General features: G+C 37.5%; 13 protein-coding genes. 4 read left to right on the plus strand and 9 right to left on the minus strand.

Annotation, left to right across the window (positions count from 1 at the left end; all coding sequences use genetic code 11):
- Positions 1 to 213 precede the first annotated feature (213 nt).
- The 3 genes from QPK98_RS05435 to QPK98_RS05445 form a co-directional block, all read right to left on the minus strand.
- Positions 214 to 1,821 carry an FMN-binding glutamate synthase family protein gene (locus QPK98_RS05435; protein WP_310992043.1) on the minus strand — a complete coding sequence of 536 codons (1,608 nt, stop codon included), beginning with the start codon at positions 1,819 to 1,821 and terminating at the stop codon, positions 214 to 216.
- A gap of 432 nt (positions 1,822 to 2,253) precedes the next feature.
- Positions 2,254 to 3,177 (minus strand): mechanosensitive ion channel family protein, encoded by a 924-nt coding sequence (locus tag QPK98_RS05440; RefSeq protein ID WP_310992044.1) that lies wholly within the window; start codon positions 3,175 to 3,177, stop codon positions 2,254 to 2,256.
- Between the two features lie 368 nt (positions 3,178 to 3,545).
- Positions 3,546 to 7,316, minus strand: coding sequence for a GEVED domain-containing protein (locus QPK98_RS05445; RefSeq protein WP_310992045.1), 3,771 nt, complete (start codon positions 7,314 to 7,316; stop codon positions 3,546 to 3,548).
- A 358-nt stretch (positions 7,317 to 7,674) separates the two neighbouring features.
- On the opposite strand from QPK98_RS05445, the gene QPK98_RS05450 reads away from it, so the two are divergent.
- On the plus strand, positions 7,675 to 8,034 hold the full coding sequence (locus tag QPK98_RS05450) for a hypothetical protein (RefSeq protein ID WP_310992046.1): 360 nt from the start codon (positions 7,675 to 7,677) through the stop codon (positions 8,032 to 8,034).
- 8 nt (positions 8,035 to 8,042) lie between these two features.
- Here QPK98_RS05450 and QPK98_RS05455 read toward each other — a convergent pair whose 3' ends face one another.
- Entirely contained in the window at positions 8,043 to 9,359 is a 1,317-nt protein-coding gene (locus QPK98_RS05455; RefSeq protein ID WP_310992047.1) for an NAD(P)/FAD-dependent oxidoreductase, read from the minus strand.
- Positions 9,360 to 9,474: 115 nt separating this feature from the next.
- Between QPK98_RS05455 and QPK98_RS05460 the strand changes: the two genes are divergently transcribed.
- On the plus strand, positions 9,475 to 9,969 hold the full coding sequence (locus QPK98_RS05460; RefSeq protein WP_310992048.1) for an RNA polymerase sigma factor: 495 nt from the start codon (positions 9,475 to 9,477) through the stop codon (positions 9,967 to 9,969).
- 6 nt (positions 9,970 to 9,975) lie between these two features.
- Entirely contained in the window at positions 9,976 to 10,620 is a 645-nt protein-coding gene (locus QPK98_RS05465; RefSeq protein ID WP_310992049.1) for a DUF8845 family protein, read from the plus strand.
- A gap of 73 nt (positions 10,621 to 10,693) precedes the next feature.
- On the opposite strand, the gene QPK98_RS05470 is transcribed toward QPK98_RS05465, so the two are convergent.
- Positions 10,694 to 11,497, minus strand: coding sequence for a lysophospholipid acyltransferase family protein (locus QPK98_RS05470; RefSeq protein ID WP_310992050.1), 804 nt, complete (start codon positions 11,495 to 11,497; stop codon positions 10,694 to 10,696).
- Positions 11,498 to 11,656: 159 nt separating this feature from the next.
- Complete coding sequence (locus QPK98_RS05475; protein WP_310992051.1) at positions 11,657 to 12,298, minus strand: NUDIX hydrolase; 642 nt, start codon at positions 12,296 to 12,298, stop codon at positions 11,657 to 11,659.
- Between the two features lie 2 nt (positions 12,299 to 12,300).
- Between QPK98_RS05475 and QPK98_RS05480 the strand changes: the two genes are divergently transcribed.
- Positions 12,301 to 13,038, plus strand: coding sequence for a peptidylprolyl isomerase (locus QPK98_RS05480; RefSeq protein ID WP_310992052.1), 738 nt, complete (start codon positions 12,301 to 12,303; stop codon positions 13,036 to 13,038).
- A gap of 92 nt (positions 13,039 to 13,130) precedes the next feature.
- Here the strand turns inward: QPK98_RS05480 and QPK98_RS05485 are convergent, their stop codons facing one another.
- From QPK98_RS05485 to QPK98_RS05495, 3 genes are all read right to left on the minus strand, one after another.
- Entirely contained in the window at positions 13,131 to 13,622 is a 492-nt protein-coding gene (locus tag QPK98_RS05485; RefSeq protein WP_310992053.1) for a flavodoxin family protein, read from the minus strand.
- 185 nt (positions 13,623 to 13,807) lie between these two features.
- Positions 13,808 to 14,107: a type II toxin-antitoxin system RelE/ParE family toxin gene (locus QPK98_RS05490; protein ID WP_310992054.1), complete on the minus strand. Its 300-nt coding sequence runs from the start codon at positions 14,105 to 14,107 to the stop codon at positions 13,808 to 13,810.
- The gene (locus tag QPK98_RS05495) at positions 14,091 to 14,324 is read right to left on the minus strand and encodes a hypothetical protein (RefSeq protein ID WP_310992055.1); all 234 of its coding nucleotides are present in this window, start codon (positions 14,322 to 14,324) and stop codon (positions 14,091 to 14,093) included. The genes QPK98_RS05490 and QPK98_RS05495 overlap by 17 nt, the downstream gene beginning before the upstream one ends.
- Positions 14,325 to 14,352: the final 28 nt, after the last annotated feature.

Raw genomic sequence — 14,352 nt, forward strand, 5'->3', positions numbered from 1 at the left:
AAGTATGTTTAATCAATTTTATCTAGTTTTCAATCTATTAAAAAGCAAGTCTTACGTCTTATATCTTTCAGCGCAGCGGTCTTATATCTTAGTCGGACACGACTAATTTATAATATAGCGATCAACGCTGTGACCTTAGAATAACATCCCTAAAAATGCCAATCGGCAAGTTTTTAGAGATGTTTGTTAATCAAATCGTCTAAAAGAATCTTTTTAAAAAACCACATCGGGATGAATTCCCCAGCGCGTTTTATCAGCAAATTTAAAGTCTAGCTTGTATTTTTCAGGGATATTACCATTAAGCATACATCCGGGTTTAATGGATGGGAAAAGTTCTTCGTAAGTAATCATATCGTTAAATGAAATACGACGGTAAATATGTGAACGGGTTAAGTTCTTCACTTCATCTAAACCACTAGCTCCTAAAAGTTCCACAAAGTTTTTAATGGTTGATTCGTGGTAATGTGCCACTCGCGTCTTTTTATCTTCTGGAACCAAGCCTTTGGTTAGTTTTGGATCCTGCGTGGTAATGCCAGTAGGGCACTTATTGGTGTTACACAATAATGCTTGAATACAGCCTAGGGCCAACATCATGGCGCGGGCTTGATAACAGGCATCTGCTCCCAAGGCAATAGCTCGAGCCACGTGAAAGGCAGAGGAGATTTTCCCCGAAGCTATAATTTTTATATGTTGCCTAATACCCATTCCGTTTAAGATGTTGTGAACAAAATCTAACCCATCAATCAAGGGTGCCCCCACATAATTACTAAACTCTGGCGGTGCTGCACCAGTACCACCTTCACCTCCATCTACCGCAATGTAATCTGGATAAATGTCTAGTTCTACCATAGCTTGGCAAATGGATATAAATTCACTTTTGTATCCAATACAGAGTTTAAAACCAATGGGTTTTCCTCCAGATAAATCTCTCAATTTCTTGATGAACTGTACCATTTCTATTGGGCTATTAAAAGCAGAATGATACGGTGGGGAACTTACTTTGGTATGTGGTTTAATATGACGAATTCTTCCAATTTCCTCAGAGTTTTTCTCTGCTGGAAGAATACCTCCATGACCAGGTTTTGCACCTTGCGAGATCTTAAGCTCGATCATTTTTACATGCGGATGGGTTGCTTTTTCGGCAAAAAGTTCAGGGTTAAAGTTCCCTTCTTCCGTTCTACAACCAAAATATGCAGTTCCTATTTGCCAAATTAAGTCGCCTCCGTGCTTTAAGTGATAATCACTCAAACCACCTTCCCCAGTATTATGGGCAAAGTTTCCAATTTTTGCACCAGCGTTTAATGCTTCAACGGCAGCTGCACTAAGTGCACCAAAGCTCATTGCCGAGATATTCATGATACTGGCAGAATAAGGTTGCTTACAATCCTTGTTTCCAATCATAACCCTTGGGTCATGATCTAAAGTATTAAATTCTTTGGGAGCAATGGAGTGGCAAATCCACTCATAGCCCACCCCATACACATCGTGCTGCGTTCCGAAGGGAATGGTGTCGCGCACTCGTTTTGCTCGTTGGTAAACCGTAGAGCGATCTACTCTATTATAAGGGCGACCATCAATATCAGATTCTATAAAGTATTGATACATTTTAGGGCGAAGTTCTTCTAACACATAGCGCAGTCTTCCAAACACTGGATAGTTTCGCATAACAGTGTGTCGCGTTTGGGAGATATCATAATACCCCACAATAGTCGCGATTAATACAATTCCGAAAACCACATACCAGCTGGAGTTTAGAAAATAGGCCAATCCGAAGGTTATCAACAAAGAAATTGTCGATATAATATAAAATTGAGTACGCATAATAGAAAGTAAGTTGAATTCTGAGTTTTCCTTATAAGAAATAAATAGCTTTTAATATTTAATTAACTATAAATCAGCATTTTAAATGTTAGTGCAGTAAAGTGCAAATTACAAATTAATTCTTTAAACAATTAGGAAAACGCGAATAATGAAAATTAAAAGTTTATTTAAAAACAATCTAACTTTGGTTCTGTGTAAATTTCAATGGATTAAACTCAAGAACCGATTTTTTTCAATCATGAATATTCGTTTTTTTCATTGCTAAAAATCGAAGGTTTTGATTATCTGATTCCAATTCACACCAAAATGCACAACGGATATTAGGTGTATATCTACTCCCGCCATATACAACATATAGATCTAACCAATTTCTGGTCTTCAAAGCATCAGAAAACTATTTAAACAATACATTTTTCATTAATATGTAGTTTATTAACGAAGCGTGCCTTCGGGGAATTTCACTTTATCTGGCGCATCGTTCAGCACAGGAAGGGCTGATCGTAAAATACGGTTTCTACGGCCGGTAGTATCTTCGGGTTCCACTGGATAAGAAATTACAGCCTCCATCCAGGCATAAGAGTTTATTCTGAAGTACACCGTAGGCTCCCAATCTTCATGGGCCTTTATATCAAGCTGTGGATAGCGAGCTTTAAAATCTTTCCGGGAAGCATTTAACAAGCAATCTTCAACAAATTGCAAATCGCTGGTATAGGCAACCTGAATAGCAGTTTCATTCCATATAAACGGTACTTCGGGTCCCGAGTAATTAATGACCTCTTCTCTTAAGATTAAACTATTCGGAAAACGGATTACTCTTCCACTTTTTCTATCGTTAACCAAATAATCTCCACTGCACTCCAAAATTGAAGTATCTAAGTAGCTTATTTCTACAACATCGCCACGAAAGCCTTTAATCTGAATACGATCTCCAACCAAATAGGAACGTCTAAATATAAGATATACCCATGCTATAAACGATGTGATAGGCGCTTGCAGTGCAAAACCTACTATTAAAGAGAATAGACCTACACTTAATGCGGCTCCATAAAGACTCTTAAATAAAAAAGAAACTACAACCACAAGGCTAAATACAATAGCTAGAAACCTGATAATGCGCAAAAGGTTATACCGATCTCCCTCAAGACGGGTCTGGGTATTTACCACTCTTTCAAAGATTTTGCTAACTAAAAAGATTAGCGCAATTAAGAATAAGCTCAGACTTAAGGTTTTCAAAAAAGGCAGGTACTCATTCCAAGGCTCAAGTACTTTTAAATCTAGCAAGTAATGAACAACAATTAACAACACTGCGGCTATGCCATAAAACATGATCCAGTGTTTATCTTTTTCAATTTTCATAAAGCCTCAGTTCTTTTAGTGATGCAAAAAATACATCTATTTAAATTAATATAGTCTTCCTAGTTGAGAATCTTTTAAGAATAGTACAAATGTTTGGAATAATCTCCCAAAATAAGAAGATTTTAGGTTTGTGCCAAGTGAGCTAAACATCATTTTATCGCCAAGTTATAACTCCAAGTGTTGTCTGTTACTACCAATAGGGCGGTTACCCCAAGATAACACTGTGATTTCTTATTTATATTCCATCTATTTATGTTGCTTAAGCAATAAATGCTAATGAATTATATTTTTAGGATGAGTCTATAAAAAAAGCTGCCCCAATTAAGGAGCAGCTCTTTCATCAATCTTCTTTGCTACTAAAGAATAACTTACTTCTTTACAACTTTAAAGTTTTCAGCTTGTCCACTTTCAAAAGTAAGACGGAACATAAACGTACCGGTTGGCAGTGAAGAAACATCCATTTTACCATCGGCAAAATTAGTGTTGTTCAATACTTCCTGACCTAAAACGTTGTATGCCGAAACAGACTGAATGGTTTCGTTTGCTGAGATAGTCAGTGTATTTTCCACTGGGTTTGGATAGAATGTAAAGCTATTTGTAGCGTTATCATCCACACCAGCTACCCCGTCAACGGTTACCGTATAGTCTTCAGTTTCACCATAAACTTGATCTTCATCACAAGCCATATCCCAAGTTGCTGTAGTTTCATCTACTGCGGCAACACGAACTCTCATTCTATAGTTACCATCTGCTACATCATTAGGAATTGCAATATCGCCTGTTAAAGTTTCTGCCGATCCAGTGCCTATAAAGAAGAATTCATCTTCGTCAAAGGTTCCGTTATCGTCAAAATCAATCCAAACAGAAACCGACTCATTTGCCCAGCCACCTCCAACGGTAACTGAAATTGGGTAGGTTCCATTAGATTGTACGGTAGCAACCATAGCAGTATAATCTCCATAGCCATCCGGGCTACAAGCTGTAGCGTTGTCTATTTCTTGGAATAATACGTTATTGATTACGTCACCATCGGTACAATCCAAAACTGGAATACAATAGATACTTGATGAAGTGGTTGTAAAAGTAGCTGTTTCAGAAAAGGCTGCTTCTTGAGAGAACGTACATGTAACTTCCAATCTCCATTCTACTTCAGCACCTGCATCAGCTGGAGCAGTAGCGTCAAAGTTAGCGTATTGGTCTAGTAGGTCTCCTTCATTTTCCCATCCTGCACCATCAGTATTAGATTGCCATTGGTAAGTAATTCCATTTGCACTACCATAACCAGCGGCACTTACGGTATAATCACTATTAGGGTTTCCTTCTTCAGGGCTTACAGTTGCCGCACCTGCATCTGGTGTACCTGTACAGTCATCTACTGGGCCAATGTTTAAGGTATAATCCTCTCCTTGTCCAAAGCTATAAGCAGCACATGGATCTAATGGCGATGCATTAAAGTTCTTTACAACTCTAAGTAGGTATTCGCCTTCGGTTAAACTAGTTGGCAAAGTAATATTAGCCGTAGCTTGCTGTCCGTCATCACCTGTTGACCCTGTAATTGAACCAATTTCGAATGTTTCGTATGTAGTCCATTCATTATCTAGATCTGTATTGACGAAAATTGTAAAGTAATTGGTAAAAGAACCTGCAGTATCACCCTCTAAGGCTACATCATAACTTTCGCCGGCTTCTGCATTAATTACTACACTTGTGAAGTCTTCTAAAGCTTCTGAACTGCTAACAGGAGAAGCATTATCTACATTTGCCATTATCAATCTAGTAATTGGCTCTACCGATGATGTAATATCAAAGAAGCATTCTTGGTCTGGTGGTGTTGCAACATCACAGTGTAATTTGAACACTCCTTGCGATCCATCTTCATCTGGAGTCCATGCTCCCTGATCTTCTGAACTATGCATAGGTTCTCCTAAGGTTCCTACTGTACTAACCTCCCAGAAGGCACCATCTACAATGGTAGCTTCAGGTTGCATCCAATAGGTAGTTCCAGAGGCTCCACCGTCAAAATCTAAATCAACTTCTATAAAAACAGCATAAACATTAAATCCAAAAGCGGTTCCTACTGCCACTTGGGCGTAAGGCTCAACAGCAGTTACAGAGTGTACAACTGTAGATCCTGGTACTCCATTATCATCGTTATAGAAATTTATGTTATAGTTGTCTGGACGATCTGAAGCGATAACATTAAGCTCAATAGACTTAACATTCAATGTATTATCTGCAGTTACCATAAAGTCATCGGCATTTCTATACGTACCGCCCGCTGTAATATTTAATCCATTTTCAAACTCATTACTATCGTCTCCTTGGTCACAGTCTATGCTGTTACCTTCTTCAACTGCAACAGTAAAGTCAAGTGATTGACCAAATCCTGGGAAAATACCGTAGCCACCTGGACTAAATTCAATACCGCAAGGGTTAATCTCGGCAGGTGAGTCTGCATCAAAGTATGTTTTTGTAACTCTAACGCGGGTTTCTCCAAGAACTGCATCTGCTGGCACATCAATATCCATGCTTACAGAAACACCATCGTCTCCAGAAGAGTTAGATAAGGTTCCTATTTCGTAAACTTCGCCCGCATCGTCTAAGGTTTCATTTTGGTTCCAGTCTATAAAAGCAACAATGTTACTATCAAAGTCGCCATAGGTATTTCCTTCAACAGAAATGGTATAAGTATCACCTGCAGTAATTGCAACAACAACATCCGTTTTATCAATTAAGGGTGAAGTATTATCATTATTTGTAATGCTTGTACCTGCGAAATCAACAGCTGTAATTTCTTCTACCATAACTTCATCAGCATCTGCAATTTCACAATATGGTGCTGGGAAAGTACCGCCTCCAGAACCGCCAAGGTTTACTGTGTAATCTTCCACCTGACCATAACTAACTAAACCACAAGGGTTGGTTCGAGAGGTGTTGTAGTTTTTCACAATTCGCATTCGAGTTTCACCTTCTAGGGCATCAGCAGGCACTTCAATATCATTTACGGCTTGCTGGCCATCGGTTCCATCAGAATCTTCAATTGAACCAATTTCATACATTTCCTCAGTGTCAAACGTTCCGTTTTGGTTCCAATCAATCCAAACGGTGAAGAAGTTAATGTAAGAGCCGTTAGTGTTTCCTTCTGCAGTAAAACTATAGGTTTCACCTGCTTCAACTTCTGCCACTATAGCTGTAAAGTCTTCATAGCCTTCACTAGTTGTTAATGGAGAGGAATCATTATCAATTCCTGCAAAAACAACTTTAGATATTGGCTCTGTGCTATTCACGGTAATTTCGCAATAGCTAATTTCTGTAGTAAATGTAGCTACTTCAGAAAAAGCAGTCTCACCTGAAGCGGTACAAGTTAATGCCAATCTCCATGCTGCTTCATCTCCAATCTCACTTGGCGCTGTAGCGGTATAAGGGGTATGCGCAGCAGTAGCATCTCCTTGATCTTCCCATCCGGCACCGTTTGTATTAGATTGCCATTGAAAAGATAATGCATCTGCAACTGTATAGTCTTCAGCAGAAACAACATAAGTAGAACCAGGGTTTCCAGAAGCAAGGTCTAGTATTGCAGTTCCAGCTTCTGGTGTTCCCGTACAATCTTGACCCGCGACTACAGTAAATTTATAATCTTCAAATTCACCATAGGTGAAATCTGTTACACATGGATCTACATCACCCGCTGAACTTAACCAATGGCTTACAATTCGCATTCTGGTATCGCCTTCTAAAGCATCACCAGGCACTTCAATACTGCCGTCGTGCGTAGCCGAATATCCACTTGAATTAAAAGCAACCTCTTCAGATGTGTCAAAAACCTCGTCTTGGTTCCAGTCCACCCAAATTCTAAATCCGGCACTTCCACCTTCAATATCTACTGAAAAATCAACAGATTGGTTACGGGCTTGGGTAACGCCTTGGGTATCGGAAAAATCTCCGTATCCGTCAGCGGAAAATCCACTTTCAAGATTCGAGATGTTATCCGAACCAAGCGTAGTTGAAAAATTGTCAATAAAGCGTTCGGAGTTCGTAGCCTCCGGCACACAATATTGTGCATTCATTGAAAAGGACATTGCTAAAAACATCATAAATGTAAATAACACTGTCCCTTTTTTAGGTAATTTGTTCTTCATAATAGGGTGTTAATTGTTAATATTTAGCCAAATATATCTAAAAATAAACCAAACAAAAAGCACCGTGCTCCTAACCTATCTTATAAATCACCTAAGGCATAGGCATAAGCAACTGCTCAACAAGTAGTTGTCTGGCATAAATAAAATTAACAAAAGCGGATAAATAAGGCGTTTTTAAACGGAAAAGTCACAATAGACCAAAACGTATTAATCAATTTAAAAATTTACAGCATTTTCAAATTGTTAACTCACGGGTGATAATTAGCGGCCAAAAAAGAACTATTCATTCCTATAAATTCCATAAACATCTTACTAAATTTTGTATCTTCAAAGCTTTTAACCTAAAAACCTAACAATTATGAAAACGGATACTTATACCAAAACAGTTTTAACAATTATTGCCATTTGTTTAAGCATCAATCTAGTCAAGGAATTCAATATTTTGCCTGCAGCTTATGCAAATGAAACAGAAAAGATCTTAAATATTCCCAACGGACATTTAATTGTTCCCGAAAATCAGGTAATGGACGTCCGCTTGGTTGACATTAACACGAGCGACAAATTGAACGTAAACCTAAAGGAAGTTAACACCTACGATGCTTTAAAGGTAAATGTAAGTACAATAGAGACCAAGGACCAATTAAACGTAAACCTGTATAGCCTTGGCGGAAGCTGGGTATCTAATGGAGGCCCGCTTCCTGTAAAGTTAGCGCGTTAATTTTATAATTAGGAACTCATTTGCTTTTCATGCTTTTCGGAAGGTTCGGGAACGGGCTTTTTAAAAGGCCTGATTATAAGGCGTGCAGCTTTGTCATATTTTATATAGCTGTACGTCCAATTAAAAAATGTGATCACCCTATTACGAAAACCTACCAAAAACCAAAGGTGGACAAACATCCATAAAAACCATGCAAATGCACCGCCAAAGTGCATATTACCAATATCTACCACGGCTTTGTTTCTCCCCACGGTTGCCATGGTTCCTTTGTCAAAATATTTAAAGGGTTCCATTTTTTCACCTTTTAGTAGCTTTCTAATATTTTTTCCTAGGTTTTTTCCTTGTTGGATAGCAGGTTGGGCTACTTGCGGATGGCCTTTGGGGTATTCCTCGGTTTCCATTAAGGCTATATCGCCTAGAGCAAAAATAGTGTCGAAACCTTTTATGCGGTTAAATTCATCCACGCGATAACGGTTTGCTTTTTCAACCAGCGCTTCGCCAGTTAGACCTTTTATCGGCGCACCTGTAACACCAGCAGCCCATATAAATGTTGCTGTTTCAAACTTTTTACCATCTTTTGTAGTCACTGTTTTTCCGTCGTAATCGCTAATTAAGGTTTCAAGATGAATCTGGACGTTTAGCTTTTCAAGAAATTTCTGTGCTTTTTTAGACACTTTTTCGCTCATTGGCGGTAAAACCCGATCTTGCCCTTCAATAAGGTGAACGTGCATTTCTTCCTCATCAAGCTCGGGATAATCGTGTTCCAAAATTCCTTTTCTAAACTCTGCCAAGGCTCCCGCAAGCTCTACTCCCGTTGGCCCCGCGCCGGCAATTACAAAGTTTAGCAAGCGTTCTCTTTCGGCTTCATCAACTGTAATATCGGCTTTTTCAATGTTTTGAAGTATCAAACTTCTTATATTCAATGCCTGCGGAACGGTTTTCATAGGCATACTATTTTCAGCGATGTTATCGTTTCCGAAGAAATTAGTACGCGTGCCCGTTGCAATGACCAAATAATCATAACGCAAACTTCCTATTGAAGTTTTAATGGTATTGGAATCAGTATCTATGGTTTCCACTTCAGCAAAGCGAAAATGAAAGTCCATATTGCTTCTAAAAATTTTCCGAAGTGGGTAGGCAATAGAATCCGGTTCCAATCCGGCCGTAGAAACCTGATAAAGCAAAGGCTGAAACGTATGGTAATTATGCCGATCAAAAAGAACGATTTGCACCTTAGCTTTCCGCAATTGTTTTATAAAGGAAATACCAGCAAAGCCGCCGCCTATTACAACAATTCTTGGAATATTTGTTTCGGGTACATTCATCTGTTTTATTTTATAGCTTAAATTTAGGCATTGTACGGCGAGTTCTCGTAATATTTATCAATTTTGTAACAAAGTACTTCCATAGCGTACTAATGAATAGCCAAGAGAAAAACCATTGAAGAAAGACCTTGAACATAGTTTTGTAACCCAATTAGAGGAAAACCAGAACATTGTACATAAAATCTGTAGGTTATATACCAACGACAAAGAGGCGCATAACGATCTTTTTCAGGAAATTACCATTCAGCTTTGGCGTGCATACCCTAAGTTTAGAGGCGATTCTAAATTTAGTACTTGGATGTATCGCGTGGCATTAAATACGGCAATTACCCTGTATAGAAAATCAAAACGAAGCATAAAAACGCAAGATTATGAAGGCGTTAGTTTTAAGATTTCATCGGTGCCTTATGATGATACCGTGGAACAGCAACTGAAACTGATGTACAGTGCCGTAAAAGATTTAAACGACATTGATAAGGCGTTGGTTTTTCTATACCTAGAGGATAAAAACTATAAAGAAATTTCTGCAACCTTAGGAATTACCGAAGTAAATGCACGCGTGAAGATGAATAGGATAAAAGGAAAATTACGAACAATTTTAAATCCGTAACCTACTATGGGTCAATTAGAATTATTAAAAAAACAATGGCAAAGCCAGGAGCAGGAGCTTCCGCGTTTGTCATACGACGATATTTATAAAATTGTGTTGAAAAAGTCTTCCTCCATTGTAAAGTGGATATTCTACATTAGTATTGCCGAACTTGTTTTTTGGACTACCCTAGCATTTTTTGTTCCGGAGTCAAGCACGAGGTTTACGGATGATATTGGGCTTCACAACAGTTTATTGGTGGCGAATATTTTGAATTATCTCATCTTCGGTTTCTTTATCGTCCTTTTTTATAGAAATTACAAAAAAATATCGACCACAGATTCTATTAAAAAGTTGATGAAAAGTATTCTGCGCACCAGAAAAACAGTTCGGTATTTTGTAATCTATAACGTACTTAGTTTCTTGGTACTGCTCACGTTTCTCAATATCTATTACTATTTAAACCAAGATGAAGTTTTTAGATATATGGCCGAAGATTACGGGATTGGAAATATTTCACAAGAAAAATTTATGAACATGTTCTTTCTTATTCAAGTGCTTTTCGGTTTGGTTATGGCAGGCCTCGTATTATTGTTCTATAGACTTCTTTACGGAATATTGCTTAAAAGACTAACCCAAAATTATAAAGAGCTTAAAAAGATAGAACTCTAGCAAGATAAAACAGTTTTGAACACTGAATTACTGACTACTGACTACTGAATCACTGACTACTGAATATTGGTTTTCAATATCGCCACTGGCGTTCTTTATTAAGTTCTTCTTCACTTTTTAGAACCGTTGAAGGAATAACCTTTAAGAAAGATGGGTGCTGCTCTATGGCATATTCTAACTGCTCAACAATTTTTTCCATAGAATCATTTTCGTAGTCAATTTCTAAAGGTGGCTTTATCTCCATAGTTTGAAGAATGCCACGCTTTTTTATGCGAATTCCCTTTTTATCAAACGATCTTCTAAAACCATCAATAACAATAGGGACCACAATAGGTTTATTCTTTTTGATAATATGTGCTGTACCGCGTCTTATGGGCTTCCAGGGCTTTGTGGTTCCCTGCGGAAAAGTAATAACCCAACCATCTTCTATGGCCTTGGTTATATTACTAACGTCGCTCATTTTAACCTGCTTGTTTACTTTTTTACCTTTTTCGCGCCAGGTACGTTCAATACTAACAGAGCCCGTATAGGCCAATATTTTTGCTAATAGGCTCGCCTTCATGGTTTCCTTTGCCGCAACATAATAAATATTGAGTTTTGGATTCCATAAATACCCTACGTTCTTAATGCTATCTTCCCTTCCGTGTAAACTCGCATTAAAAACATGGAGCATGGCCGCTACATCTGCAAAATAAGTTTGATGGTTACTCACAAAAAGAACATTGGTATCGGGCAATGTTTTTATAATCTCACTGCCGTGTATTTGTAGTTCATTAAAACCCTTAAAACGTCTATGGGTTAAAAGCCCCGCAATGCGTATTAACCAGCGTTTTAAAAATAATATATGCCCAAAAGGGTTTTTTTTGAAAAGACTCATATTTTATTATCAAGGTTATCCACCGCTATAAAAGTGTTTGGTGGTAGAGCGTATTTAGTACTTCAATAAGCTCAGAAAGCTTAAAGCCATTCTTTCAATTTACAAAATTTGAAGTTTAAGTTTTCTATTCAACAGCGACAAATATACTAAAATATGCTTTTACAGTGCCATTTTAAGTAATTCGCGTACCTCGTTAAGCATCATAGCAGTAGCTCCCCAAACTATATGCCCGTTGAGTTTAAAGGCAGGTACCTCAAGGTTAGTGGCGTATGATGTGGTTAAGGTTTGGGTGGTTATATTTAAATCATCCATAAAATCCTGAAGCCGAACTTCAATCAAGGCCTCCACCTCTTCTTCCTGTGGAATAAACCTTGGTTTTATGGTCGTTATACCCAAAAATGGTTGTACAAAAAAGTTACTTGGTGGGATATAAATTTCGGTTAGTTCTTTTAAAACGGATATATTCCCTCGTGAAACCCCAACTTCCTCTTCCGTTTCACGCAAGGCTGCATCTTGCAAGTTGTTGTCCTCAAGCTCCACCTTTCCGCCGGGAAAGCCTACTTGTGCCGAATGAACACCTTTATAGGTTTTACGAAGAATTAAAATTAAACGCGTTTCTGCGTCTTCCGAAGGATAAAAAAGTAACATCACCCCTGCTCTTCTTGCTGAATGTATAGCCTTGGCCTCGCGTTTCAATTCGTCCAAACGTTTTAAAGGCGCCATTTTAAACTGTGCGCCCTCCCCTGGAAGCTCCATTTTTGTTACTTTTACAATCCGTTTTTCAAAATCATGAAATTTCATTTATGCGAAAATTATTTATTTATAGCTTCGGAATTGTGCTCCTCTTGGCAGGTTGTGAAGATAAGAAAAAGGACTCCCGAAACGAAATCGAAATCAATTCCGATGGCTATCAGGATGAAATAAATAGTTCTACTTCGGTCAGTCGTCAAAAAAATGACACCGAAACGAAAGATTCAATAACATATCCTGAAATCACAAACGATAATGTAGTTTCTTTTTTAACCGAGTACGGAAAAAATAATCCTGAAACAAAAGTTCTAATAACAAGCCGTTTTGGCGATATTGAAATGGAACTTTATAAAGATACGCCGCTACATCGAGCCAATTTTATTTACTTGGTAAAACAGCAGTATTTTGATAATACCTTTTTTCATCGCGTTGTGCCCAATTTTATTATCCAAGCCGGAAGCAGTGACCTAAGATCAACCCCAAAGAAACGCGTAAAACTAGGGAATGATTATTTATTGCCAGCTGAAATAATCCCTGGCAGAATCCACGAATACGGCACGGTCTCGGGCGCAAAGGAATATCGTGAAAACCCAGATCACAGAACTGCTCCTTTTGAATTTTTTATCTTTTTAGGGCCAAAATCATCAACCGGTCATTTAAATGGAAAGTACACTATCTTCGGAAAAATAACCAAGGGAATGGACGTGGTAGAAAAGATATCGGAAGTAGCTACAGACGATGGAGATTGGCCTTTACAGAATATTTATATTAATGCGAAGGTAGTTGAATAAGGTTTTGGTAATGGAACTTTCAATATACAATCAGGAAATTTAAGATTTTTGCGTTTATAATTGTGCTGGCAAGTCGTAATATTAGCACATTTTTATTTTTCGATGTCGTTAATAAACCCTGTTATTTTTCCGTCATTATTTTCTCCAACAATTACATGGACGTCTCCAAGATATTCCATCCCTAAATATCTTGCGGTTTCCGAAAATGGAAGCCAAAAATATTCACCTAAATTTTCTCCAATTGAACAGCTCATTACAGCCACTCCCTTTCCTCTTAATTTCCGCCCGAGTTCTTTTTCTATAGTCAATAAATCAGTTAATCGGTCAAAAAACACTTTCATAATTCCGCTCATTGAATACCAATAAACAGGTGTTGCGAAAATTAGCGTGTCATATTTTTTAATGATTTCGTTCATTAAAGGCAGATAATCATCATTTCTGTTTTTATTTTGGTAATCATAATAGCTGAAATTATAATCATTCAAATTAATCGAGTCCCAATTTGATAGCTCAATCAACTCATTTACAAAGCTTAGCGTATCTCCATCGTTTCTTGAGGTTCCAACAATTACTACTTTTTTCATTTAGACTTCCGATTTAATTTTCAATGACACCATAACGTGTTTCTGTGTTTAATCCGTCATATCTGTGCACAAGAAGGTTTTCAAATAAAATCCGAATGGAAAATGCGTGAGCCCCTGGGCTTCGGGATTTGTAAATAGACAAGAACCAAGCAGTTAATTATAGGACACGGTGGTGTAATACGTTTTTATATTTTTCTCTTATCTGGATTTTGTCGGTTAGAAAAAAATGAAAGAATTTCAATATAACTCTCTTTTTCTCTATAATATAACGTGTTGAATTTTTTAATGACAACTCTTCTCGCTCCTTTCAAATCAGAAATTGGAAATAAATATGGGTTCTGTGAAATTAAATATAATGTTCTATCAAGTTCAGTAGAAAGTTTTTTAAGTTCTCGTTTAGTAAAATGTAGTTCTAAATATTCATAAGTAGCAGACAATTCATCCAGAGCGTGTTCAGTCCAAAGAATTTTATAACCACTTTTCATATATTTTTTTTGCTTCAGCGTGTGGTTTCAGATTACCGTTATCAGCATCAGAAATCCCTAATTCTATTGATTTTTTTTCAGCATCAGATATTTCATTCCACCAGTCTTTGTTTTCAGAATTTCTTAATTCCATAATTTTTTGAATTATAGAACTATCCTCTACAGTGGTCAACCACTGAATTAAGTCAATTTTAGCTTTTTGAATATTTACCTCCATATTTCAAATTTAGCATAATTTTCTTTCG

This window comes from Aequorivita marina, assembly GCF_031631895.2.
GTDB classification, from domain to species: domain Bacteria; phylum Bacteroidota; class Bacteroidia; order Flavobacteriales; family Flavobacteriaceae; genus Aequorivita; species Aequorivita marina.

Bases quoted from the DNA above. Each gene is read 5' to 3' on its own strand.
- QPK98_RS05495 (WP_310992055.1), bottom strand. From the start codon at position 14,324: ATGGAGGTAAATATTCAAAAAGCTAAAATTGACTTAATTCAGTGGTTG.
- QPK98_RS05480 (WP_310992052.1), top strand. From the start codon at position 12,301: ATGCGAAAATTATTTATTTATAGCTTCGGAATTGTGCTCCTCTTGGCA.
- QPK98_RS05445 (WP_310992045.1), bottom strand. From the start codon at position 7,316: ATGAAGAACAAATTACCTAAAAAAGGGACAGTGTTATTTACATTTATG.
- QPK98_RS05485 (WP_310992053.1), bottom strand. From the start codon at position 13,622: ATGAAAAAAGTAGTAATTGTTGGAACCTCAAGAAACGATGGAGATACG.
- QPK98_RS05470 (WP_310992050.1), bottom strand. From the start codon at position 11,497: ATGAGTCTTTTCAAAAAAAACCCTTTTGGGCATATATTATTTTTAAAA.
- QPK98_RS05465 (WP_310992049.1), top strand. From the start codon at position 9,976: ATGGGTCAATTAGAATTATTAAAAAAACAATGGCAAAGCCAGGAGCAG.
- QPK98_RS05490 (WP_310992054.1), bottom strand. From the start codon at position 14,107: ATGAAAAGTGGTTATAAAATTCTTTGGACTGAACACGCTCTGGATGAA.
- QPK98_RS05435 (WP_310992043.1), bottom strand. From the start codon at position 1,821: ATGCGTACTCAATTTTATATTATATCGACAATTTCTTTGTTGATAACC.
- QPK98_RS05475 (WP_310992051.1), bottom strand. From the start codon at position 12,298: ATGAAATTTCATGATTTTGAAAAACGGATTGTAAAAGTAACAAAAATG.
- QPK98_RS05450 (WP_310992046.1), top strand. From the start codon at position 7,675: ATGAAAACGGATACTTATACCAAAACAGTTTTAACAATTATTGCCATT.
- QPK98_RS05455 (WP_310992047.1), bottom strand. From the start codon at position 9,359: ATGAATGTACCCGAAACAAATATTCCAAGAATTGTTGTAATAGGCGGC.
- QPK98_RS05440 (WP_310992044.1), bottom strand. From the start codon at position 3,177: ATGAAAATTGAAAAAGATAAACACTGGATCATGTTTTATGGCATAGCC.